Origin of the sequence: Pseudoduganella aquatica (assembly GCF_020865585.1) — a bacterium.
Taxonomy (GTDB): Bacteria; Pseudomonadota; Gammaproteobacteria; order Burkholderiales; family Burkholderiaceae_D; genus Rugamonas; species Rugamonas aquatica_A.
This window is the reverse complement of sequence record NZ_CP086370.1, coordinates 2,051,792-2,074,490: the sequence shown is the minus strand read 5'-3', so window position 1 is coordinate 2,074,490 and position 22,699 is coordinate 2,051,792. Positions and strand designations below refer to the sequence as shown.

The 22,699-nt window shown below is 64.8% G+C and carries 16 protein-coding genes and 1 other RNA gene; 7 read left to right on the top strand and 10 right to left on the bottom strand.

Annotation, left to right across the window (positions count from 1 at the left end; all coding sequences use genetic code 11):
- Positions 1–7 precede the first annotated feature (7 nt).
- The 10 genes from rpsA to KT882_RS09105 all read right to left on the bottom strand — a co-directional run bounded on the left by rpsA (position 8) and on the right by KT882_RS09105 (position 11,674).
- Positions 8–1,687: a 30S ribosomal protein S1 gene (rpsA, locus tag KT882_RS09150; protein ID WP_161072484.1), complete on the bottom strand. Its 1,680-nt coding sequence runs from the start codon at positions 1,685–1,687 to the stop codon at positions 8–10.
- A gap of 82 nt (positions 1,688–1,769) precedes the next feature.
- Positions 1,770–2,438 carry a (d)CMP kinase gene (gene cmk, locus KT882_RS09145; protein ID WP_161072375.1) on the bottom strand — a complete coding sequence of 223 codons (669 nt, stop codon included), beginning with the start codon at positions 2,436–2,438 and terminating at the stop codon, positions 1,770–1,772.
- 3 nt (positions 2,439–2,441) lie between these two features.
- Positions 2,442–3,779: a 3-phosphoshikimate 1-carboxyvinyltransferase gene (aroA, locus tag KT882_RS09140; RefSeq protein ID WP_228895412.1), complete on the bottom strand. Its 1,338-nt coding sequence runs from the start codon at positions 3,777–3,779 to the stop codon at positions 2,442–2,444.
- Between the two features lie 14 nt (positions 3,780–3,793).
- Positions 3,794–4,693: a prephenate dehydrogenase gene (locus tag KT882_RS09135; RefSeq protein ID WP_161072377.1), complete on the bottom strand. Its 900-nt coding sequence runs from the start codon at positions 4,691–4,693 to the stop codon at positions 3,794–3,796.
- Positions 4,686–5,804 carry a histidinol-phosphate transaminase gene (gene hisC / locus KT882_RS09130; RefSeq protein ID WP_228895410.1) on the bottom strand — a complete coding sequence of 373 codons (1,119 nt, stop codon included), beginning with the start codon at positions 5,802–5,804 and terminating at the stop codon, positions 4,686–4,688. Before hisC ends, KT882_RS09135 begins: the two co-directional genes overlap by 8 nt.
- A gap of 19 nt (positions 5,805–5,823) precedes the next feature.
- A complete protein-coding gene (gene pheA / locus KT882_RS09125; RefSeq protein ID WP_161072379.1) occupies positions 5,824–6,897 on the bottom strand; it encodes a prephenate dehydratase in 1,074 nt (357 codons plus the stop codon).
- A gap of 28 nt (positions 6,898–6,925) precedes the next feature.
- The gene (gene serC, locus KT882_RS09120; RefSeq protein ID WP_161072380.1) at positions 6,926–8,008 is read right to left on the bottom strand and encodes a 3-phosphoserine/phosphohydroxythreonine transaminase; all 1,083 of its coding nucleotides are present in this window, start codon (positions 8,006–8,008) and stop codon (positions 6,926–6,928) included.
- A gap of 9 nt (positions 8,009–8,017) precedes the next feature.
- Positions 8,018–8,563: a DUF2059 domain-containing protein gene (locus KT882_RS09115; protein WP_161072381.1), complete on the bottom strand. Its 546-nt coding sequence runs from the start codon at positions 8,561–8,563 to the stop codon at positions 8,018–8,020.
- 190 nt (positions 8,564–8,753) lie between these two features.
- Positions 8,754–11,414 (bottom strand): DNA gyrase subunit A, encoded by a 2,661-nt coding sequence (gene gyrA, locus KT882_RS09110; RefSeq protein ID WP_228895408.1) that lies wholly within the window; start codon positions 11,412–11,414, stop codon positions 8,754–8,756.
- Positions 11,415–11,518: 104 nt separating this feature from the next.
- Positions 11,519–11,674: a hypothetical protein gene (locus tag KT882_RS09105; RefSeq protein ID WP_228895406.1), complete on the bottom strand. Its 156-nt coding sequence runs from the start codon at positions 11,672–11,674 to the stop codon at positions 11,519–11,521.
- A gap of 160 nt (positions 11,675–11,834) precedes the next feature.
- On the opposite strand from KT882_RS09105, the gene ompA reads away from it, so the two are divergent.
- The 7 genes from ompA to ssrA all read left to right on the top strand — a co-directional run bounded on the left by ompA (position 11,835) and on the right by ssrA (position 22,347).
- Positions 11,835–12,554, top strand: coding sequence for an outer membrane protein OmpA (gene ompA / locus KT882_RS09100; protein WP_161072383.1), 720 nt, complete (start codon positions 11,835–11,837; stop codon positions 12,552–12,554).
- 202 nt (positions 12,555–12,756) lie between these two features.
- Complete coding sequence (locus KT882_RS09095) at positions 12,757–14,448, top strand: ShlB/FhaC/HecB family hemolysin secretion/activation protein (protein WP_228895404.1); 1,692 nt, start codon at positions 12,757–12,759, stop codon at positions 14,446–14,448.
- Positions 14,449–14,538: 90 nt separating this feature from the next.
- The gene (locus KT882_RS09090; RefSeq protein WP_228895402.1) at positions 14,539–19,350 is read left to right on the top strand and encodes an MBG domain-containing protein; all 4,812 of its coding nucleotides are present in this window, start codon (positions 14,539–14,541) and stop codon (positions 19,348–19,350) included.
- Positions 19,351–19,449: 99 nt separating this feature from the next.
- Positions 19,450–20,145, top strand: a complete 696-nt coding sequence (gene ubiG / locus KT882_RS09085; RefSeq protein WP_161072386.1) for a bifunctional 2-polyprenyl-6-hydroxyphenol methylase/3-demethylubiquinol 3-O-methyltransferase UbiG — start codon at positions 19,450–19,452, stop codon at positions 20,143–20,145.
- Positions 20,146–20,185: 40 nt separating this feature from the next.
- Positions 20,186–20,893 (top strand): HAD family hydrolase, encoded by a 708-nt coding sequence (locus KT882_RS09080; RefSeq protein ID WP_161072387.1) that lies wholly within the window; start codon positions 20,186–20,188, stop codon positions 20,891–20,893.
- Positions 20,894–20,990: 97 nt separating this feature from the next.
- Positions 20,991–21,947, top strand: a complete 957-nt coding sequence (locus tag KT882_RS09075; RefSeq protein ID WP_161072388.1) for a hypothetical protein — start codon at positions 20,991–20,993, stop codon at positions 21,945–21,947.
- Between the two features lie 40 nt (positions 21,948–21,987).
- Positions 21,988–22,347: a transfer-messenger RNA gene (gene ssrA / locus KT882_RS09070) on the top strand.
- Positions 22,348–22,699: the final 352 nt, after the last annotated feature.

The following is a 22,699-nucleotide window of genomic DNA, read 5'->3' as shown; positions in this document are numbered from 1 at the left end:
TTCTTGCTTAGTTCTTATTATCGAACTTGGCCTTCAGCAGTGCGCCCAGGCTGGTGGTGCCCGAAGCGGCGCTGCTGTCAACCGATGCCATCTTCTGCATGGCTTCTGCAGTTTCAGCATTGTCTTTAGCTTTGATCGACAGCTGGATCGAACGTGCTTTACGGTCGATGTTGATGACCAGCGCTTCAACAGCGTCGCCAACCTTCAGGTGGGTACCGGCATCTTCCACGCGGTCGCGGGAGATTTCGGATGCACGCAGGTAGCCTTCAACTTCTTCGGACAGCTGGATCACGGCGCCTTTAGGCTCAACCGATTTAACGGTACCGTTAACCATCGAACCTTTGTCGTTCATGGCTGCGAAGTTGTTGAATGGGTCGCCTTCCAGTTGCTTCACGCCCAGGGAAACGCGCTCGCGCTCAACGTCGATAGCCAGAACCACGGCTTCCAGTTCGTCGCCTTTCTTGAACTTGCGCACGGCTTCTTCGCCGGACTCGGTCCACGACAGGTCGGACAGGTGCACCAGGCCGTCGATGTTGCCAGCCAGACCGATGAACACGCCGAAGTCGGTGATCGACTTGATGGCGCCACGGACTTTATCGCCCTTCTTGTGGGTTACGCCGAAGTCATCCCATGGATTTGCTTTGCACTGTTTCATGCCCAGCGAAATACGGCGACGCTCTTCGTCGATCTCCAGAACCATCACTTCTACTTCGTCGCCCAGCTGGACAACTTTATTAGGAGCAACGTTCTTGTTGGTCCAGTCCATTTCGGAAACGTGAACCAGGCCTTCGATGCCTTGTTCAACTTCAACGAACGCGCCGTAGTCGGTCAGGTTCGTTACTTTACCGAACAGGCGGGTGCCTTGTGGGTAACGACGGGACAGACCGGTCCAAGGATCGTCGCCCAGCTGTTTCACGCCCAGGGACACGCGGTTCTTTTCCTGATCGTACTTCAGGACTTTCGCGGTGATCTCTTGGCCAACGGTCAGCACTTCCGATGGGTGACGCACACGACGCCATGCCAGGTCGGTGATGTGCAGCAGGCCGTCGATGCCGCCCAGGTCCACGAACGCGCCGTAGTCGGTGATGTTTTTCACAACGCCGGTCACCACGGTGCCTTCTTTCAGCGTTTCCATCAGTTTCTGACGCTCTTCGCCCATCGAAGCTTCGATGACGGCGCGGCGGGACAGAACGACGTTGTTACGCTTGCGGTCCAGTTTGATCACTTTGAATTCGAGGGTCTTGCCTTCGAATGGGGTGGTGTCTTTGACAGGACGGGTGTCCACCAGCGAACCTGGCAGGAACGCGCGGATGCCGTTGGTCAGAACGGTCAGGCCGCCCTTGACTTTGCCATTGACGGTACCGACGACGATTTCGCCGGATTCCATTGCTTTTTCCAGTGCCAGCCACGAAGCCAGACGCTTGGCTTTGTCGCGCGACAGGATGGTATCGCCGAAACCGTTTTCCAGCGATTCGATGGCCACGGAAACGAAGTCGCCTACTTTGACTTCCAGTTCGCCTTGGTCATTCTTGAATTCTTCAACAGGGATGAAAGCTTCCGATTTCAGGCCGGCGTTTACGATCACAAAGTTGTGATCCAGACGAACGACTTCAGCGGAGATCACTTCGCCGGAACGCATGTCCTGACGGGACAGGGATTCCTCAAAGAGGGCTGCGAAACTTTCCATATTAGACATAGTACTTCCAGGTCAGCCAGTAAGGCCCGCGATATGCGGCTTCAACTGGGTTAGGGTTAATAAAACACAACAATTACTTTGCTGCGGCGGCATACCACTGCAACACCTGCGCCACCGCCTCATCGACGGCCATACGCGAGGTATCGAGCACATGCGCTCCCTCCGCGGGGACCAGCGGCGCGATGGCCCGGTTCGTATCCCGGTCATCCCTTGCCTTCAAATCCATCAGGAGGTCTTCCATATTAGCAGAAAATCCCTTAGCTATCAATTGCTTATATCGGCGTTCGGCGCGCGCTTCCACGCTGGCGGTCAAAAACACCTTCAACTGGGCGCCGGGGAAGATCACCGTGCCCATATCGCGCCCGTCGGCCACCAGGCCCGGCGTCTTGCGGAAACCCAGCTGCAGGCCGTACAGCGCCTGGCGCACCGAGGGGAAAGCGGCGATTTTCGAGGCCGTGTTGCCCACCTCTTCCTGCCGGATCGCGTCGGTGACGTTTTCATGCGACAAAAACACCGCCTCCCCGGTAAAACTGATGTTCAGGTGCTCGGCCAGCTTGGCCAGCGCGTGTTCATCCGTCAGGCTGGTGTCGCGGCGGATAGCCTGCAGCGCGGTCAAACGGTAGAGCGCGCCCGAGTCCAGCAGGTGGAAGCCGAGGTGGTCGGCAACCTTGTGTGCGACGGTGCCCTTGCCGGATGCGGTGGGGCCGTCAATGGTGATGACTGGAATATGGGAGGTGGACATGTTTTATTTGGCAATGGCGGCGAAGGCGTCGAAATAGTCGGGGAAAGTCTTGGCCACGCATTTAGGGTCGTTAATCCGTACATTATTGCCTCGACGCAATGCGCCGTCCAGCGAGACCAGCGAGAAGCACATGGCCATGCGGTGGTCGTCGTAGGTGTCGATGGCGGCGGAACCGATGGCGGCGGGCGGCGTCACCTTCAGGTAATCCGCACCCTCCACCACCACGGCGCCCAGCTTGCGCAGCTCGGTGGCCATGGCGGCGATGCGGTCGGTTTCCTTCACGCGCCAGCTGGCGATGTTGCGCAGCGTGGTGGTGCCGTCCGCATACAGCGCGGCCACGGCGATGGTCATGGCGGCGTCCGGAATATGGTTGAAGTCCATGTCCACGGCCTTCAGCGGGCCATTGGACTTGGCTTCGATCCAGTTGTCGCCCATGGTGATCTGCACGCCCATCTGCTCCAGCGCCTCGGCAAAGCGCACGTCGCCCTGGATGGAATCGCGTCCCACGCCTTCCACGCGCACCGGGCCGCCGGCAATGGCGCCCGCCGCCAGGAAGTAGGAAGCGGACGAGGCGTCGCCCTCCACGTGGATCAGGCCCGGGCTCTTGTAGCGCTGGCCGGCCTGCACGGTGAAGGACGCCCAGCCGTCCTGCTCCACCGTCACGCCGAAGCGGCGCATCAGGTTCAGCGTGATCTGGATGTAAGGCTTGGAAATCAGTTCGCCAACGACATCGATGGTGACGGCGTGGCCTTGCGCCATCAGCGGCGCCACCATCAGCAGCGCGGTGAGGAACTGGCTGGACACGTCGCCGCGCACCGACAGGCGCTGCGCCGTCAGATTGCCCTTGCGGATGTGCAGCGGCGGATAGCCGGGATTGCCCGTGTATTCAATCTGCGCGCCGATGGCGTTCAGCGCGTCCACCAGGTCGCCGATCGGGCGCTCGTGCATGCGCGGCACGCCGTGCAGCTTGTAGTCGCCGCCGATCACGGCCAGCGCGGCCGTCAGCGGACGGATGGCGGTGCCGGCGTTGCCCATGAACAGATCGGCCGAGGGCGCAAAGTGCACGCCGCCCACACCGCCTCCGCCGGCCACGGTGTGCATGGGGTAGCCGTCCATGGTGGGCTGCGCTTCCCAGCGCACGCCCAGCTCGCGTAAGGCGTTCAGCATGACGTGCGTGTCGTCCGACGCGAGCAGGCCGCCGATGCGGGTTTCGCCTTCCGCCAGCGCAGCGAGCAGCAGGATGCGGTTGGAGATGGATTTCGAACCCGGCAGGCGCACCACGCCTTCAACGTGGGCGACCGTCGCCAGATCGATGTGTTCGGGATAGTTTTGCTGCGTCATACCAGTCCTTTTGCTTACTCAGCTTTGTCTTGTGCGGGCGGCGCCTCGGCCGCCTCGATCGTCGCAATCCAGCGCTGGCGGGCTTGCTGGGCATTGCCGTACACCGCCTCGAGGGCGGCGCCGTTGCCGGCGGCAAGCTGCGCGCGCAGCGTGGTCAATTGTGCCAGATAGGCGTCCAGCTCCGTCAGCAGCGCGGCCTGGTTGGCCAGGCTGATGTCGCGCCACATTTCCGGCGACGAGCCCGCGATGCGGGTGAAGTCGCGGAAGCCGCTGGCGGCGTACTGGAACAGCAGATCGGCGTGCGGCTTGTGGGCGATGTCGTCCACCAGTGCGTAAGCCAGCAAATGGGGCAAATGGCTGACGGCGGCGAACACCTTGTCGTGTTCTTCCGGCGAGAGGCGATGGATCACAGCGCCGCAGGCACGCCAGGCGGCGGCCACCAGCTCCACGTCCGCTTCGGCGTTTTCGGCCAGCGGCGTGAGCACTACTTTCTTGCCTTGATACAGATGCGGAATGGCCGCTTCCGGGCCATTCGTTTCGCGCCCCGCGATGGGGTGGCCGGGCACGAAGCGTCCCAGCTTGTCGCCCAGCACGGCGCGCGCGGCGGCGGCCACGTCGCCCTTGGTGCTGCCCGCGTCGGTGACCACGGTGCGCGGCCCCAGGTGCGGCAGCAGCGCGGCCAGGATGTTGGCGGTCTGCGCCACCGGCGCGGCCAGCAGCACCAGGTCCGCGTCCTGGAGCGCCACGGCCAGGTCGCCGCCGATTTCGTCGATGATGCCCAGCTCCAGCGCACGTTGCAGCGATGCCGGCGAACGGTCCATGCCGACAATGCTGCGCACGGCGCCGGCCTGTTTCAGCGCCCGCGCAAACGAACCGCCTATCAAGCCGACGCCGAAGATAACGATCTTATTCACGGTCCGACGCCAGCGCTTTCTGCAAAGCCGAGATCAGGATGGCGTTTTCCTGCGGCAGGCCGATGGAAATGCGCAGCCACTCGGGCAGGCCGTAGTTGCCCACCGGGCGCACGATCACGCCCTGCTTGAGCAGCGCCAGGTTGACGCGCGCGCCGGCGGCCAGGTCCTTGCCCACTTTGACCAGCACGAAGTTGCCAAAGGACGGCACGTACTCCAGGCCCATCTGCTGGAACGCTTCCACGAACTGCTGGTAGCCGGCGGCGTTGTTGCGCGCGCCCTGCTCCAGGAAGTCCTTGTCGTTCAGCGCGGCGATGGCGGCCGCTTGCGCCAGCGAGTTCACGTTGAACGGCTGGCGAATGCGGTTCATCAGGTCCGTCAGCGCAGGCTGGGCGATGGCGAAGCCCACGCGCAGGCCGGCCAGGCCGTAAGCCTTGGAGAAGGTGCGCGACACCAGCAGGTTGGGATACTGCTTGACCCACGCTGCGGACTCGTACTGGTTTTCCGGCGACAGGTATTCGTTGTAGGCCTCGTCCAGCACCACCACCACGTTGGCCGGAACCTTCTTCAGGAAGGCTTCGATTTCGGCGGCGCCGATGAAGGTGCCGGTGGGGTTGTTCGGGTTGGCGATGAAGACCAGGCGGGTGTCCGCGTCGATGGCGGCAGCCATGGCGTCCAGGTAATGGCCGTAGTCCTTGGCCGGCACCACGATGGCGCGCGCGCCCAGGCCTTGCGTGGCCAGCGCGTACACCGCGAAGGAGTACTGCGAATAAACGATGGCCTGGCCCTTTTCCACGAAGGCGTGGGCGGCGATTTCCAGGATGTCGTTGCTGCCGTTGCCCAGGGTGATCCAGTCGGCCGGCACGTCGTAGCGCTCGGACAGCGCGGCCTTCAGCTCGAAGCCGTTGGCGTCCGGGTAGCGGCCCAGGTCCGCGGCGGCGGCAGCCATCGCGGTCTTGGCCGATTCCGGCACGCCGTACGGGTTTTCGTTGGAGGCCAGTTTGACGATGGACGCTTCGTCCAGGCCAAACTCGCGCGCCACTTCGGAAATGGGTTTGCCAGCCTGGTATGGGGCGATGGCGCGGACGTATTCAGGACCGAAATTCTTGGACATAGGATTCTCAATAATTGAATTAAGTAAGGCTGACCGGGTAAGAGCCCAGCACCTTGAAGAATGCAGCCTGGTCTTTCAGTTCGGCCAGGGCTTTGCCGACGGCGGCGTCGTTCACATGGCCGTCCACGTCAACGTAGAAGTAGTACTCCCAGGTGCCGATGCGCGCCGGGCGCGATTCGAAACGGGTCATGGACACGCCATGCTTGGCCAGCGGCGCGAGCAGCTGGTACACGGCGCCGGCCTTGTTCGGCACGGCCAGCACCAGCGAGGTGTGGTCTTTCCCGGACGGCAGCGTTTGCAGATGGCCGATGACGGCGAAGCGCGTGCGGTTGTGCGGGTCGTCCTGGATATGGCCTTTGACCACGCCCAGCTTGTACTGCGTGCCCGCCATTTCGCTGGCGATGGCCGCCACGCTGGCGTCGTCGCCGGCCATGCGCGCCGCTTCCGCGTTGGAGGCCACGGCGCGGCGTTCGATGTTGGGATAGTTCTGGTTCAGCCACACCTGGCACTGCGCCAGCGCCTGCGAATGCGCGCAGATCACCTGCACGCCGTCCATATTGCCGGTCTTGGTCATCAGGCTGTGGTGCACGGCGATGGCCACTTCGCCGCTGATCAGCGTGGTCGTGCCCAGCATCAGGTCCAGCGTGCGGTTGATGGCGCCTTCGGACGAGTTCTCCACCGGCACCACGCCGAAATCGGCGGTGCCGGCTTCGGTGGCGCGGAACACTTCGTCGATGGACGCGCAAGGCAGGCCTTCAACGGCGCTGCCGAACTGCTGGTACACAGCCTGTTCGCTGAAGGTGCCGACCGGGCCGAGATAGGCCACGGTGACGCGCTTTTCCAGCGCGCGGCAAGCGGACATGATTTCGCGGAAGATGGTCTGCACGTCGGTGGCGACCATGGGGCCGGGGTTGCGGTCGGCCACGCCGCGCAGCACCTGGGCTTCGCGTTCGGGGCGGAACACCGGCGCGTTGGTTTCGGCCTTCACGTGGCCGACTTCCTGCGCCACTTTGGCGCGCTGGTTCAGTAAGGCGAGGATCTGCGCGTCGATCGCGTCGATCTGCTCGCGCAGGGGTTTCAGTTTATCTGTCATGTTCTGCAGCCAGAGGGTGGGTTTGGCCTTAGCGGCCCGCAAATTCGTTCAGGTAATCGACCAGGGCTTGTACGCCCTCGATAGGCATCGCGTTGTAGATCGATGCACGCATACCGCCGACGGACTTGTGGCCCTTCAGTTGCAGCAGGCCGCGCGCTTTGGCGCCGGCCAGGAATGCTTCATTCTTGCTTTCGTCGCGCAGGTAGAACGGTACGTTCATGCGCGAGCGGTATTGGGGCAGGACGCGATTCTGGTAGAAGTCGTCCGCATCCAGCGCGGCGTACAGCAGCGCTGCTTTTTCTTTGTTGCGGCGTTCCATCTCGGCCACGCCGCCTTGTTTTTTCAGCCACTGGAACACCAGGCCGGCAATGTAGATGCCATAGGTGGGCGGCGTGTTGTACATCGATTCGTTGTCGGCCACGTTCTTGAAGTCGAAGGCGGACGGGCAGAAAGGCAGCGCCTTGCCCAGCAGGTCCTCGCGCACGATGACCACGGTCACGCCGGCCGGGCCGATGTTCTTCTGCGCGCCGCCGAAGATCAGGCCGTACTTGGCCACGTCCACGGGACGGGACAGGATGTGCGAGGACATGTCGGCCACCAGGGTGGTGTCGCCCTGCGCGGTGGGCACGAAGTCGATCTCCACGCCGTCTATGGTCTCGTTGGTGCACAGGTGCAGATAGGCCGCGCCGGGCGTGAGCTTCCACTCGGACTGCGGCGGCACGAAGGTGTAGCCGTTGTCCTTGGCGCTGGCGGCAACGTTCACCTTGGCGTAGCGCGCCGCTTCCTTGATGGATTTGCTGGACCAGGAGCCGGTCTGCACGAAGTCGATGGTGCTATCGGCGCCGGCGACGAGGTTCATCGGGACCACGGCGTTCTGCGACAGCCCGCCGCCCTGCATGAACAGGATCTTGTAGTTGTCCGGCACCGCCAGCAGTTCGCGCAGGTCGCGCTCGGCGGCGCGGTAGATCGAAATGAACTCCGGGCCGCGATGGCTCATTTCCATGACGGACATTCCACTGCCGTTCCAGTCCAGCATTTCAGCAGCGGCCTGGGCCAGCACTTCTTTCGGCAAAACGGCTGGGCCGGCGGAGAAATTGTAGATATTCGTCACGTTCTTTCCTTAGTTGACCAGGTTGGCGGTCATTTCCTCAACGATTTTCCCCATGCGCGGCAAGATGATTTTCTGGCTGGTCTGCATGGATTCCTGCATCACCTTCGGCATCGTGGCCAGCATCTTGGCGCCGATCGGGCTGCGGTAGAAGGCCAGCAGTTCGCGCATCTCATCGACCGTGTAGTTGCGGGCGTAGATGGCGGTGGTTTCGCGTTCCAGTTCATCGAACAGCGCCGGGTCGGCAAAAAACTTCTGCAGGGAGGCCGTCATGGCCGGGATCATTTTTTCCAGCTCGGCCTGGGCTGCGGCCTTCTTGGCCGGGGTCATGCCCCTGGCACGGGTTTCAATCATGCCGCCGCTCATGGCGCGCAGCATTTGCGGCATCTGCGCCGTCATCTGCTGCATCGACGCCTGCATCAGGCCGCGCGCGTTGATCGCCTCCATCAGCTGCTTGGCGGCGGCGGTGGATTCCGCACTGGGGACGGCGTTCTGCGCCATGGCAGGCGCGCAGGAAAGCGCCAGAGCGGCGGCTAGCAGGGCAACGATTTTTTTCAATTTGTCTCTCTCGAATGTAAAAACGGGGCCAGTGTCATTGTCGCATTAATTGCGCAAACGACCCTGGCCCCGCCGTGGCGGGTTACGGCCTCCGGCCTAACCCGCCCTACGCACCATCACGAACCAAGTCGCGCGATGCAGGCGTAGGGCGGGTTAGCGTAGCGTAACCCGCCTGTGCGCGCCGCAAAGCTTACTCGGGCGCCGCCTCCGGTTCGTCCGGCGCGGCCGGCGCTTCCGCCACATTGCCGCCGGATGGTTCCAGCTCCACCTCGTCGATGTCCGTTTCCACGATGCGCTGCAGGCCGGACAGCTTGGTGCCGTCTTCCACCGCGATCAGGGTCACGCCTTGCGTGGCGCGGCCCATTTCGCGGATCTCCGCCACGCGGGTGCGGATCAGCACACCGCCGGTGGTGATCAGCATGATCTCGTCGGTCGGCTCAACCAGCGTCGCGGCGACCACCTTGCCGTTGCGCTCCGAGGTCTGGATGGCGATCATGCCCTTGGTGCCGCGGCCGTGGCGGGTGTACTCGGTGATCGGAGTACGCTTGCCGTAGCCGTTCTCGGTGGCCGTCAGCACGGACTGCTGCTCGTTCTCGGCCACCAGCAGGGCGATCACGTTCTGGCCTTCTTCCAGGTTCATGCCGCGCACGCCGCGCGCCGTGCGGCCCATGGGACGCACGTCGTTCTCGTCGAAGCGCACCGCCTTGCCGGCGTCGGAGAACAGCATCACGTCGTGCTGGCCGTCGGTCAGCGCGGCGCCGATCAGGAAGTCGCCCTCGTCCAGGTCCACGGCGATAATGCCGGCCTTGCGCGGGTTGCTGAAGTCCTTCAGCGGGGTTTTCTTCACGGTGCCCAGGCTGGTGGACATGAAGACGTAATGGTCCTCCGGGAAGGTGCGGTTTTCGCCCGACAGCGGCAGCACCACGGTGATCTTCTCGTCGTCCTGCAGCGGGAACATGTTCACAATCGGCTTGCCGCGCGAGGCGCGCGAGCCCTGCGGCACTTCCCATACCTTGAGCCAGTACATGCGGCCACGGTTGGAGAAGCACAGGATGTAGTCGTGCGTGTTGGCGATGAACAGCTGGTCGATCCAGTCCTCGTCCTTGGTCGCCATGGCCTGCTTGCCGCGTCCGCCGCGCTTCTGCGCGCGGTACTCGGAAATCGGCTGAGACTTCATGTAGCCCAGGTGCGACAAGGTCACGACCATGTCCTGCGGCGTGATCAGGTCTTCCGTGCCCAGGTCGGTGGCGTTGTGCTCGATGGTGGAGCGGCGCGCGTCCTTGCTGCCGTATTCCAGCTGGGCGGCGGTCATTTCGTCGGTGATGATGGTGGTCACGCGGGCCGGCTTGGACAGGATGTCCAGCAGGTCGGCGATCAGCGCCATCACGTCCTTGTATTCGTTGACGATCTTGTCCTGTTCCAGGCCGGTCAGGCGCTGCAGGCGCATCTGCAGAATCTCTTGCGCCTGGTCGTCGGACAGCTTGTACAGGCCGTCCGGCTGCAGGCCGTAGTGCTTGGGCAGGTGCTCGGGACGGAAGGCTTCCATGCCCGCCTGGCCTTCGTCGCCGGTGCGGGCCAGCATTTCGCGCACGATGGACGAATCCCAGCCGCGCTCCATCAGCGCGGTCTTCGCGACCGGCGGCGTCGGCGCGGCCTTGATGATGGCGATGAAGTCGTCGATATTGGCCAGCGCAACGGCCAGGCCTTCCAGCACGTGGCCGCGTTCGCGCGCCTTGCGCAGTTCGAACACGGTGCGGCGCGTGACCACTTCGCGGCGGTGCGACAGGAAGCACGCCAGCATTTCTTTCAGGTTCAGCAGCTTGGGCTGGCCGTCGACCAGGGCCACCATATTCATGCCGAAGGTGTCTTGCAGCTGGGTCTGCTTGTACAGATTGTTCAGCACCACTTCCGGCACTTCGCCGCGCTTCAGCTCGATGACCACGCGCATGCCCGACTTGTCGGACTCGTCGCGGATGTCGGAAATGCCTTCCAGCTTCTTGTCGCGCACGTTTTCGGCGATGCGTTCCAGCAGGGACTTCTTGTTGACCTGGTAAGGCAGCTCGTCAACGATGATGGCGGTGCGGCCGCCGTCCTTGCCGTATTCCTCGTAGTGGGTCTTGGCGCGCATTACCACGCGGCCACGGCCGGTGCGGTAGCCGTCGCGCACGCCGGACACGCCGTAGATGATGCCGGCGGTCGGGAAGTCCGGCGCAGGAATCAGCTCGATCAGCTCGTCGATGGTGCAGTCCGGGTTGCGCAGCACGTGCAGCGCGCCGTTGATCACCTCGGTCAGGTTGTGCGGCGGGATGTTGGTCGCCATACCCACCGCGATACCGGACGAACCGTTGATCAGCAGGTTGGGGATGCGGGTCGGCAGGACGGTCGGCTCTTTTTCCTTGCCGTCGTAGTTGGGCGCGAAGTCGACGGTGTCCTTGTCGATGTCGGCCAGCATTTCGCCGGCGATCTTGTCCAGGCGGCACTCGGTGTAACGCATCGCCGCGGCGTTGTCGCCGTCGACCGAGCCGAAGTTGCCCTGGCCGTCCACCAGCATGTAGCGCAGCGAGAAGTCCTGCGCCATGCGCACCAGCGTGTCGTAAATCGAGGCGTCGCCGTGCGGGTGGTATTTACCCATGACTTCACCGACCACGCGCGCGCACTTGACGTAAGGGCGGTTCCAGACATTGTTCAGTTCGTGCATCCCGAACAGGACCCGGCGGTGTACCGGCTTCAGGCCGTCGCGCGCATCCGGCAAGGCTCGGCCCACGATCACGCTCATGGCGTAGTCGAGGTAGCTCTTGCGCATCTCTTCTTCGAGGGAAATAGGGATTGTTTCTTTTGCGAATTGATCCATGTGTGGGTCGTCTGTTCTTAACTGAGGTTGACTTATCTGTTACGCACGCTGCCGTACACCCGTTGTCCGCAGACAAGCGCACGATTTTAGCATGCGCGTCATGGCTACTGCGCAATTCCGGCGCCGGGGCCTGCCGCGACCGCCGCGAGACCGGCGCGGGCGATGTCACGGAGCTGAAACAATGAAACGTTATTATTTCGCCCAGCGTTGCGCAAAAACAACATTTTGGTCAATTGCGGCCCGGATTCAATTTGCGCCATTAGTATTCCATTTCCATCCCTATGGCAAAATGGACTAGAAGTTAATTGCCTGTTTCGCAATCGGGAACCCGCGCGACAGAGGGGCATATGGTAGGATGCGCCCCATGCACCAACGTCGCGCAGTTTTTCTGCGGATATCACCCCGAAAGGAAGAAAAAATATGAATAAAATTATTGCATCGATTTTTGCTGCGTCGGCAGTGATCGCTGGATCCGCCGTGGCCCAGCAGCCAACCACCCCGCCTTTCGCCCCCGTAACCCAGGACATCAAGGCCGCCACTCCGAAGAGCGCTTATGTACAGGATGCACGCGGCATTATCGCTCGCGACCCGTTCGGCCTGTGCTGGCGCACCGGCTACTGGACCCCGGCTGACGCCGTGCCAGGTTGCGATCTGCCAATCTGCGTTGAGCCAGAGAAACTGGAGAACGGCAAATGCGTAGCACCGCCGCCGCCACCAGCACCGGCCCCCGCCCCGGCTCCTGCACCAGCCCCTGCGCCAGCACCGGCTCCGGCGCCGACCTCGGAAAAAGTCAGCTTCGCAGCGGACGCCTTCTTCGACTTCGACAAAGCCGTGCTGAAGCCTGAAGGCAAAGCCAAGCTGGACGACCTGAGCTCGAAACTGGGCGCGATCAACCTGGAAGTCATCATCGCCGTAGGCCACACCGACTCCGTCGGCAGCGATGAATACAACCAGAAGCTGTCGGTACGCCGTTCGGAAGCCGTGAAAGCCTATCTGATCTCCAAAGGCGTTGAAGCGAACCGCGTCTACACCGAAGGCAAGGGTGAGAAGCAGCCAGTGGACGACAACAAGACCGCCGCCGGCCGCGCTAAAAACCGCCGCGTGGAAATCGAAGTTGTGGGTACCCGCAGCACCAAGTAATACGCAGCACGCGCATGCATTAAACGCGCGCGAATAGCACCATTCAAGCCGCCCGGTTCACGCCGGGCGGCTTTTTTTTACCATGCAAAATGCGGCGTTGTAAATTTGTACTCACCCCAATTTGTTGTTGACTCGACATCGGCGTTGCAGGACGATTCTTTCCTGTTGGACAATCGCTGAAGTGAGAGAACAGGGGTTAAGCATGATTAACCGCGCTTGGCTTTTCGGCGGCATTGCTGCCGCACAGTGTCTCAACTGCCTGGCCCAAACGGTGCCGGACGCAGGCCGGCTGGACGACCGCAACCGCCCGCCGCCCCCCTCCTCCCCGCCCGCCGCACCGCGCGTGGTGGTCAATCCCGCCGCGCAGCCGGGCCAGCCCGCGCTCACCGAAGGCAGCCTGATGGTGAAAGGTTTCCGCTTCAGCGGCGACCTGGACGGCATTGCGCCGGCCACGCTGGCCAGCCTGACCGCCGGCGACGGCGGCCGCGTGATGGCGCTGAGCGAACTGCACACCGTGGCCGACAAGGTCGAGCGCCATCTGCAGGCCGACCTGGGCCTGGTGGTGGCCAAGGCCTGGGTGCCGCTGCAGGACGTGCAGGACGGCATGGTGGAAATTCGCATCCTGCAGGGCACGGTGGAGGAGCTCAAGCTGTCGGCCGCGCCCGGCCAACTGTCCGTGCCGTCGGGCGCGCTGGCGCCGGCCCGCATGCTGCTGCCGCCCGGCTCGGCCATCAGCCGCGCCAGGCTGGAGGAAGCGGTGTACCGCATGTCCGACTACGTGGGCACGCCGGTGCGCGCGTTGCTGCTGCCGGCCGCCGCCCTGGGCCGCTACGACATCCAGTTTGAACTGGAAGCGGCCGGGCGCGTGAGCGGCAGCGTGAGCGTGGACAACACCGGCAACCGCTACACCAGCCAGTGGCACGACACGGTGAACCTGAAAGTGGCCAACCTGACCGGCCACGCCGACCAGCTGCAGCTGACCGGCCAGCTGCTGACCGACAAGCAGCGCAGCCTGCGCGCCCACTACCAGCATCCGCTGCCGGGCGACTACCGCATCGGCCTGAGCGGGCAAGTGTCGCGCTACGAACTGGGCGGCGCCTTCGAGCCGCTGGACGCGCACGGCCGCACCACCCTGTTCGGCGTGGACCTGCAGCGCGCGCTGGCGCGTTCGCGCGCCTACAACCTGTACGCCAGCGCCGAGGTGCTGCGCCGCAAGCTGACCAACCACCAGCTGGGCGCGCTCACCAGCAAGCACACGGTCAACGAACTGAACCTGGGCCTGCGCACCGACTGGACCAGCGGCACGGCCTTCAACTACGGCTGGGTGACGCTGACCGGCGGCAACGTCAAGCTGGACGGCGCGGCGCTGGACGCCGTCAGCGACCACCTCGGCCCCGACCTGCGCGGCGGCTTCGGCAAGCTGGCCTTCGGCTACACGCGCAGCCAGCCGGTGGCCAAGGACGGCAGCTTCGTGGCCAATCTGTCCGGCCAGCTGGCCAGCAAAAACCTGGACTCGTCGGAGACTTTCCTGCTGGGCGGCATGGGCGCCGTGCGCGCCTACCCCAGCGGCGAAACGGCGGGCGACCAGAGCCTGGTGGCGCAGCTGGAGTACCACCAGCAGTTCGGCCAGGCGCTGCGCGGCTTTGCCTTCTACGACATGGGCTGGATCAAGGTGCGCAAGCACCCGTGGCCAAGCTTTGTGGGCGACAACAGCTTTACGCTGAAAGGCGCGGGCCTGGGCGTGGCCTGGCAGCCGGCCAGCCGGGTCGAGCTGTCGCTGATCGCGGCGCGCAAGCTGGGCCACAACCCGGTGGCCGACCCGCTGACCGGCAACGACAGCGATGGCCGCTCGTCGCGCTTCCGGGTGTGGGCGTTCGCGATTTTCCGGTTCTAGCGGCGGCTTACGCGCTCCGCGCTAAGCCGCCCTACGAGGATACACGCCGTCGCTGGGTCATTCTTAACTTGCCGTTGTGGGGTGCTGATCATGTCCATGCCGCAATTCCCTCTCAAACAGACCGTGCTGTGCTGCCTGCTGGCCCTGGCCGCCATGGAACGCGCAGCGGCCCAGGCCGCGCCGGGCGCCCTGCCCACCGGCGGCAATGTGGCCGCCGGCCAGGCCGCCATCAGCCAGAACGCGGCCACCATGCAGGTGCGCCAGAGCAGCCAGCAAGCCATCATCGACTGGCAGAGTTACAACATCGGGCGCGACGCCAGCGTGCAGTACATCCAGCCGAATGCCGGCGCCAGCACGCTGAACCGCGTACTGAACGGCAGCAGCGAGATCGCCGGCCGGCTCAGCAGCAACGGCCGGGTGTTCCTGCTGAACGCGAACGGCGTGACCTTCACGCCCACGGCGCGGGTGGACGTGGGCAGCCTGGGCGTGGCGGCGGGCAGCGCCAGCAATGAGTCCTGGCTGGCGGGCGCGGCCGAGGTGCGCAACAGCGGCAGCGTGGTCAACCAGGGCGAGATCCGCGCGGCCGACGGCGGCAGCGTGGCGCTCACCGGGCTGGCGGTGCGCAACAGCGGCAGCATCACCGCGCCGCGCGGCGCCATCGCGCTGGCGGCGGGCGACGCGGTGCGCCTGAACATCACATCCGACGGCCTGATCCAGGCGCAGGTGACGGGCGCGGCGGCGCAGGCGCTGGTCGACAACAGCGGCCTGCTCGACAGCGAAAGCGGGCGCATTGCGCTGGCGGCCAGCACGGCGGCGGGCACGGCGGGCGGGCTGGTGGCCAACACCGGCATCATCCGCGCCAGCGGCGTGGTCCACAACGGCGGCACCGTGTCGCTCACCGGCGGCGAGGTGCAGGCCGGCGGCAGCATTGCGGCCGCGTCCGCCCAGGGCGACGGCGGCAAGGTGGACGTCTTCGGCGACCTGCAGAACGGCAGCGTGCGCTTTACCGGCAGCATAGACGCCAGCGCGGGCGGCGGCGGCAGCGGCGGCGCGGTGGAAACCTCGGCCGCCAGCGTGAAAGTGGGCGACGGCGCGCGCGTCAACACCCTGTCGGCCGGCGGCAAGGCCGGCAGCTGGCTGATCGATCCGCAGGACTTCACCATCGGCACGGCGGCCGGCGACGACATCAGCGGCGCCACCGTATCGGCCAACCTGGCCAGCACCAGCCTGGACATCCAGAGCGCCAGCGGCTCGCGCACCGGCACCGGCACCATCTACATCAACAACCCCATCAGCTGGAGCTCCAACAACACGCTGGGCCTGCTAGCCGAGGGCGGCATCGTGTTCGGCGCGGGCGGCCAGAACGGCCTGACGGCCAGCGGCAACACGGCCGGGCTGGTGATGCGCTACGCCACCGATTACGTCCTCAACGGCAACAAGATTACGCTGTCCGGCACCGCGCCGTCGGTCACCGTCAACGACGTCAGCTATGTGGTGATGAACACCAACAGCACGGCGGCCCTGAACACCATGCTGCGCACCCAGCCCAACCGCGCCTTCGCGCTCACCAGCGACATCGACGCCAGCGCCACCGCGCTGCTGGACGGCGGCCAGGGCTGGGTGCCGGTGGGCGACGCCACCACCCCGTTCAGCGGCCTGATGGCAGGCTTCGGCCACACCATCGACAAGCTCAACATCAACCGCCCCGCCAGCAGCGATATGGGCTTGTTCGGCGTGCTGAGCGGGCAGGTGCGCGACCTGGCGCTGACCGGCGTCACCATCAACGGGCTGAGCAACGTGGGCGGCATCGCCGGCACCCTGAGCGGCAGCCTGAACGGCGTCAGCGTGGCCGGCACCGTGCGCGGCGCCAGCAATGTGGGCGGCCTGGCCGGCAGCGCGCAGAACGCGTCCCAGATCCGCGACAGCTACAGCCAGGCCAATGTGGCGGGCAACAATGTGACCGCCGCCACCCGCTACACCATTAACGCCCTGGCCGGCAATCTGCAAAGCACGCCGGTCAACAGCTATTACGACGTGGACGCGGTGCAGGTCAACGGCGCGGCGCGCCTGGGCACGGGCGGCCTTTACCACGCCCAGTTCCAGGACTGGCTCACGCACGGAAAAACGCTGAGCATCGCCAACTACGCCGCCTCGCTGCCTTTCGACACGCTGCTGGGCGCCTACCTGATCAGCGATGTGCAGGGCCTGCGCGACCTGCTCGGCTTCGCGCAGCAGTCCAGCCTGAAATTCCGGCTGGCCGCCAGCCTCGACCTGAGCGCCTCGCCCGGGCTCTACCTGCCAGCCTTTGCCGGCCAGCTGGACGGCGCCGGCCGCAGCATACGCGGCCTGAACGTGGACGCTGCGGGCGCCGGTGGCCTGGTGGGCGTCAACAGCGGCACCCTGACCGGCCTGAGCATTGAAAACGCCACCATCGCCGGCAGCGTCAACGCCGGCGGGCTGGCCGGCGTGAACAGCGGCACCATCAGCAACTCCCAGGTCGTCACCAGCACCGTGGGCGGCGGCAGCGGCGCCAACGGCGGCGTGGCCGGCCTGAACACGGGCGTCGTGCGCGACAGCGCCAGCAGCGCCAGCGTGTCCGCCCCGGCCACGGCGGCGGCGGGCGGCCTGGTGGGCGTGAACAGCGGCCAGGTCATCAACAGCTACGCCTACGGCAGCGTGCAGGGCGGCGCCAGCGCGGGCGGGCTGATCGGCTCGGGCGCGGCCAGCGGCGTGAGCAGCAGCTACTGGGACACGCAAAAGTCCGGCCAGGCCGCCAGCGCCGGCGGCGGCAGCGGCAAGACCACCGCGGAGCTGGCGCAGCAGGCCACCTATGTGGGCTGGGACTTTACCGGCGTCTGGCGCACCAGCAGCGCCGGCCCGGTGCTGCGCGTCATCTCGCCGCAAGCCATCGTGCTGACCATCGCCGCCAACAGCCTGACGCGCGTGTACGGCAGCCGCGTCACGCCGCTGGAACTGTCCGTGACGCCGACCGGCCTGGCCGACGGCGACACGCTGGCCTCGCTGGGCGGCACGCTGAGCTACTCCGGCACCTGGCAGACCGGCACCAATGTGGGCGTGTACAGCGTGATCCCCGGCGGGCTCACCTCCAGCAAATACGACATCGTGTTCGTCAACGGCACGCTGACCGTGACCAAGGCCGACCTGACGCTGGCCGCCGTCAACCTGAGCAAGGTGTATGGCGCGGCCGACCCCACGCTGCGCTTCACGGCCAGCGGCCTGAAATACAACGACACCGTGGCCGTGGTCAGCGGCGCCACCCTGAGCGCGCCCACCGGCGCCACCGCCGTGGCCGGCAGCCACGCCATCAGCATCAACATCACCAATGCGGTGGCGGACAATTACACCATCCGCAGCGCCACCGGCGGCACGCTGACGGTGAGCAAGGCCAACCTGGTGCTCAACGCCAACAACGCCAGCACCGTGTACGGCGTGAACCCGTCCCTGACTTTCGGCGCCACCGGCCTGCTGTACAGCGACACGGCCGCCGTGGTGAGCGGCGTGAACTTCGCCACCACCACCGGCGCGGCGGCCAAGGTGGGCACCTATCCGATCAGCATCAGCGGCGGCACGGCGGCCAACTACAACATCACCGGCTACGGCGCGCCGGCCACGCTGACCGTGGGCAAGGCCACGCTGACGGTGCGCGCCGACGACAAATTCAAGCTGCTGGCCGATCCCGACCCCACCCTGACCTACAGCGTGCAAGGCCTGGTCTACAACGACACGCGCGACCTGGTGACCGGCGTGAGCCTGAGCACGCCGGCCGGCGCCGGCTCGGCCGTGGGCAGCTACGTCATCACCGCCGCCGGCGGCGCGGCGGGCGACAACTATATTGTGCGCACCGCGAACGGCGCGCTGGTGGTGTCCGCGCCGCCGCCGCCCGCGCCGATCGAGCCGCCGGTGTCCACCCGCGCGCTGGAGACCGTGACGGTGGTGACGCCGCCCGCGCCGATGCAGGCCGAGCCGGAGAAACCGGCCGCCATCGCCGGCGGCACGGTCAGCGCCCAGCGCAAGGAGCTGTTTGCGCCGGCCAACCAGCTGATCACCAGCAATCCCAACATCGCCCGCCTGCCGGACTGCGGCGCCAACAACGAGGGCGAATGCATCGCCCAGCCGCGCGTGCCGGTGCAGGCGCGCATCGACACCGACGGCCAGGCCGCGCCGGCGGCCCAGATCCGGCGCAAGCTGGCCCTGGTGATCGGCAACCAGCAGTACGGCTCGCCGCTCACCAGCCTGGAGGGCGCTGGCCAGGACGCCGAGGCCATCGGCGACGTGCTGAAAAAACAAGGCTACGAGGTGTCAGGCCTGAGCAACGCGACGCGGCTGGACATGGTCAACGCCATGAACAAGCTGATCAAGGATGCCGAAGGTGCGGACAGCGTGATGGTGTTCTACGCCGGGCACGGCCACATCCACCCCGGCTCCTCGGTGGGCTACTGGATCCCGGCCGACGGCCGCATCGACAACCCGCGCGGCTGGCTGTCCAATATCGACATCGCCCGCTTCCTGGCCAATATTCCGGCGCGTCAGGTGCTGCTGGTGTCCGACAGCTGCTTCTCGGGCGCGCTGACGCGCGAAACCGGCGCCGCCGGCGCGGGCAGCACGCTGAGCCGCAACGCCATCCTGAACCGGCGCTCGGTGGTGGCCATGACCTCGGGCGGCGAGGAAGTGGTGGCCGACAGCGCCTTCGAGGGGCACTCGCCGTTCACCTACTACCTCTTGGCCGAGCTCGACAAGAACACCGAGCAGCCCGCCAAGACGGTGCTGGAACGGGTGCGCGAGCAGGTGCGCAAGAGCGCCGAGCAGTCGCCCGCCTACGGCGCCATCGTCTCCTCGGGCCACGTCAGCGGCGGCGAATACCTGCTCAACCCGGCCAAATAGCCGCACGGGCGGGCGGCCGGGCCGGCCCCCGCCCCGCTTTTCGCGGATTTTGTTGCGCGCACACTTTGGCGCGCGGCAAAATCCCGCTATCATGCGGATATGAATGCCGACCCTCTAGAAATCCAAAAATTTAGCGAACTGGCCCACCGCTGGTGGGATCCCACGTCCGAATTCCGTCCCCTGCACGAAATCAATCCGCTGCGCCTGGAATGGATCAACGCGCGCGCCCCGCTGGCGGGCAAGAACGTGATCGACATCGGCTGCGGCGGCGGCATCCTGGCCGAATCCATGGCGCGCAAGGGCGCCAAGGTGACCGGCATCGACCTGTCCGAAAAAGCGCTGAAAGTGGCCGACCTGCACAGCCTGGAGAGCGGCGTGCAGGTGCGCTACAAACTGATCGCCGCCGAAGAGATGGCCGCGCAGGAAGCCGGCCTGTACGACGTGGTGACCTGCATGGAAATGCTGGAGCACGTGCCCGACCCGGGCGCCATCGTGCGCGCCGCCGCCACCCTGGTGAAACCGGGCGGCCAGGTCTTCTTCTCCACGCTGAACCGCAACCCCAAGGCCTATCTGTTTGCCGTGATCGGCGCCGAATACGTATTGCGCATGTTGCCGCGCGGCACGCACGACTACGCCAAGTTCATCACCCCGGCCGAGCTGTCGCAATACGCGCGCAGCGCCGGCCTGCAAGTGAACGGCCTGAAAGGCCTGGGCTACAACCCGCTCAGCAAGATCTACTCGCTGAACGAGGACACCAGCGTCAACTACATGGTCGCCACCAGCCGCCCCGCCTAACCACATTCCGGCGGCTGCGGCCGCCCACTACCGCCCTCCCATGAGCCATCCTGCCCCCTTGTCCGCCCCGCGCGCCGTCCTGTTCGACCTGGACGGCACCCTGGCCGATACCGCGCCCGACCTTGCCGCCGCCGTCAACCTGCTGCGCAGCGCGCGCGGGCTGGAAGCCACACCCTACGAACTACTGCGCCCCACCGCCTCGGCCGGCGCGCGCGGCATGATAGGCGTGTCCTTCGGCCTGACGCCGCAGGACGCCGGCTTTGACGAGCTGAAAAATGGCTTCTTCGACAATTACGAAGCCGCCATCGCCGTGCACAGCACCCTGTTCGACGGCGTGCACGAACTGCTGGCCGGGCTGGAAGCGGCAGGCATCGCCTGGGGCATCGTCACCAACAAGCCAGCCCGCTTCACCGACCCGCTGCTGCCGCTGATCGGCCTGGCGCACGCCGGCTGCGTGGTCTCGGGCGACACCACCGCGCACGCCAAGCCGCACCCGGCGCCGCTGCTGGAAGCGGCGCGCCGCCTCGGCCTGCCGCCGGAAGCTTGCTGGTACGTGGGCGACGACCTGCGCGACATCCAGGCTGGCCAGGCGGCCGGCATGGCCACCGTGGCCTGCGCCTGGGGCTATTGCGGCCCGACCGAGCCCGTGGCGTGGAATGCCGATTATTTGTTGCCGACACCGCTATCCTTATTGCAAATAGTGCAAAATACTGTAACAGAACAGGCCGCAAACGCGCTTGCAGCCTGATAGATTGTCACGCGACCATTGCCGCACGGCAATTCTCCGCGTAAGATAAAAGGGTAAGCAAGAAGGGTAACCAACAAGTGAGAACCGGAGTACGCACATGACTAGCGATGAACTAATAATCGCCGACCCCGCTGCGCGCAGCCATACGCCGCAGAGCTGGGATGTGACAGTGTCCGAATCCAAGTTCTACTGGTACGACCTGCTGGTGGACTTTCCGCCGGTGCCGGACTTCCGCGACCCGCTGGGCCGCTACCTGCGCCGCATGCAGTTCGCGGTGGAAGCGACCATGGAAAAGCGGCTGATGTACATGCTGGTGAGCCGTCCGAAGCTGCGCTTCGACACGTCGCGCTCGACCAGCTGGGGCTTTTTCGGCCTGAAGCTGAGCATCCCCATCCTGGTGGGCGGCGATCAGAAGCGCGACTCCATCACCATCGAACTGAAAGTCCCCGAAGACGCCACGCTGAAGAAGCCGACGGTGCAGGTGTTCGAGCGCTTCCTCACGCTCAACTGGGGCTCGATGATAGAAACCTATTCGATCCACGACCTGCTGCAAAGCTTCGACACCAAGCACGACTACCCGACCAAGGTGCACTACGTGGGCCAGACCCGGGACCCGGCCGGCCGCCTGCTGAAAGGCCGCATCAGCGGCGTGAACCGGGTGTGCGACAACAATGGTCCGGACTTCGACAACTTCCTGCTGATCCAGCGCCTGGATTTCAGCACCGGCGCGCCCATCCCCGGCGCCGACAGCGACGAGATGCAGGACATGCTGCTCAAGGACCAGATGGACCTGCTCGAGTGCATCCTCATCAAGTACTTCGAAGTGGAAAACGAAAAAGTGCGCAGCCCGCGCGAAGTGCAGTCGAGGGAAGCGCGGGTGGCCAGCCTGTACCATGCGCACATGCTGCAGCGGCTGCAGGTCGACCTGGCGCTGGAGGCGCCGGACGCTTTCCAGAACCTGTATTCCGACAAGGTAAAAGAATCCGCCCGCCACCTGTTCGAAGTGACCTTCAAGGGGAGCGAACCGGTATTCCGCGTGCCGGGCAAGGCGTAACGCACAGGGCGCGGGAATTCGAGTACAATGATAAGTCTGTGGGGACGACCTGGCTTCGACGTGGGTTGCAAAGCAGAACAGGGCATACCGAGGCCTGGTTACCTCGTAAATACACCCAGAAATCAATAACTGCAAACGATAACTCGTACGCACTGGCAGCTTAATTGCTGTTAGCTCCTCAACGCTTCTTCCCTGGGGCGGGCCGTTAAAAGCTGAGGAGTCATTTACAGGGAATCGCGCTATAACGGGTCACTTGAAGTAGCGCTAAATCTAAGGTGAATCGCTGGTACGTAACGTGCACGTCCGTGCCGTACTGGTTAAATTAAATGATAGTGCTAAGTATGTAGAACTGTCTGTAGAGTGCTTGCGGACGCGGGTTCGATTCCCGCCGTCTCCACCACCGAACAAAAAAAATGGGTTCCAAACGCAAGTTTGGGGCCCATTTTTTTTGTTCGATTGCGCAGACTGTGGAATCGAATCCGCGTCCGTCCCCGACGGACGCGGGGCTTTTGCGGGAATTCGGCGAGCACTGCTCGCCGCCGCAAAAGCGGGTTGCGCTTGCAAGCGCAACCCTCTCCGATTCGTCCATTCCGAAAATCGCCTTTGGCGATTTTCCGCGTGCGTTATCTATCTCTGTAGCGACCCACTGAATTCCTGCTCACGTCATAACTGAGGAAATTACCAGCACGAAGATCCGCGCATCCCCATATCAATACGCCCCATTAAGTAGAAAAAATCTTCTACTTCATTTC

What these genes read in the sequence shown, in the direction of transcription:
- cmk (WP_161072375.1), bottom strand. Translation starts at nt 2,438, where the DNA reads ATGTCCACCTCCCATATTCCAGTCATCACCATTGACGGCCCCACCGCA.
- KT882_RS09090 (WP_228895402.1), top strand. Translation starts at nt 14,539, where the DNA reads ATGTCCATGCCGCAATTCCCTCTCAAACAGACCGTGCTGTGCTGCCTG.
- rpsA (WP_161072484.1), bottom strand. Translation starts at nt 1,687, where the DNA reads ATGGAAAGTTTCGCAGCCCTCTTTGAGGAATCCCTGTCCCGTCAGGAC.
- aroA (WP_228895412.1), bottom strand. Translation starts at nt 3,779, where the DNA reads ATGACGCAGCAAAACTATCCCGAACACATCGATCTGGCGACGGTCGCC.
- ompA (WP_161072383.1), top strand. Translation starts at nt 11,835, where the DNA reads ATGAATAAAATTATTGCATCGATTTTTGCTGCGTCGGCAGTGATCGCT.
- KT882_RS09105 (WP_228895406.1), bottom strand. Translation starts at nt 11,674, where the DNA reads ATGGCGCAAATTGAATCCGGGCCGCAATTGACCAAAATGTTGTTTTTG.
- KT882_RS09080 (WP_161072387.1), top strand. Translation starts at nt 20,186, where the DNA reads ATGAGCCATCCTGCCCCCTTGTCCGCCCCGCGCGCCGTCCTGTTCGAC.
- ubiG (WP_161072386.1), top strand. Translation starts at nt 19,450, where the DNA reads ATGAATGCCGACCCTCTAGAAATCCAAAAATTTAGCGAACTGGCCCAC.
- hisC (WP_228895410.1), bottom strand. Translation starts at nt 5,804, where the DNA reads ATGTCCAAGAATTTCGGTCCTGAATACGTCCGCGCCATCGCCCCATAC.
- gyrA (WP_228895408.1), bottom strand. Translation starts at nt 11,414, where the DNA reads ATGGATCAATTCGCAAAAGAAACAATCCCTATTTCCCTCGAAGAAGAG.
- pheA (WP_161072379.1), bottom strand. Translation starts at nt 6,897, where the DNA reads ATGACAGATAAACTGAAACCCCTGCGCGAGCAGATCGACGCGATCGAC.
- KT882_RS09095 (WP_228895404.1), top strand. Translation starts at nt 12,757, where the DNA reads ATGATTAACCGCGCTTGGCTTTTCGGCGGCATTGCTGCCGCACAGTGT.
- KT882_RS09075 (WP_161072388.1), top strand. Translation starts at nt 20,991, where the DNA reads ATGACTAGCGATGAACTAATAATCGCCGACCCCGCTGCGCGCAGCCAT.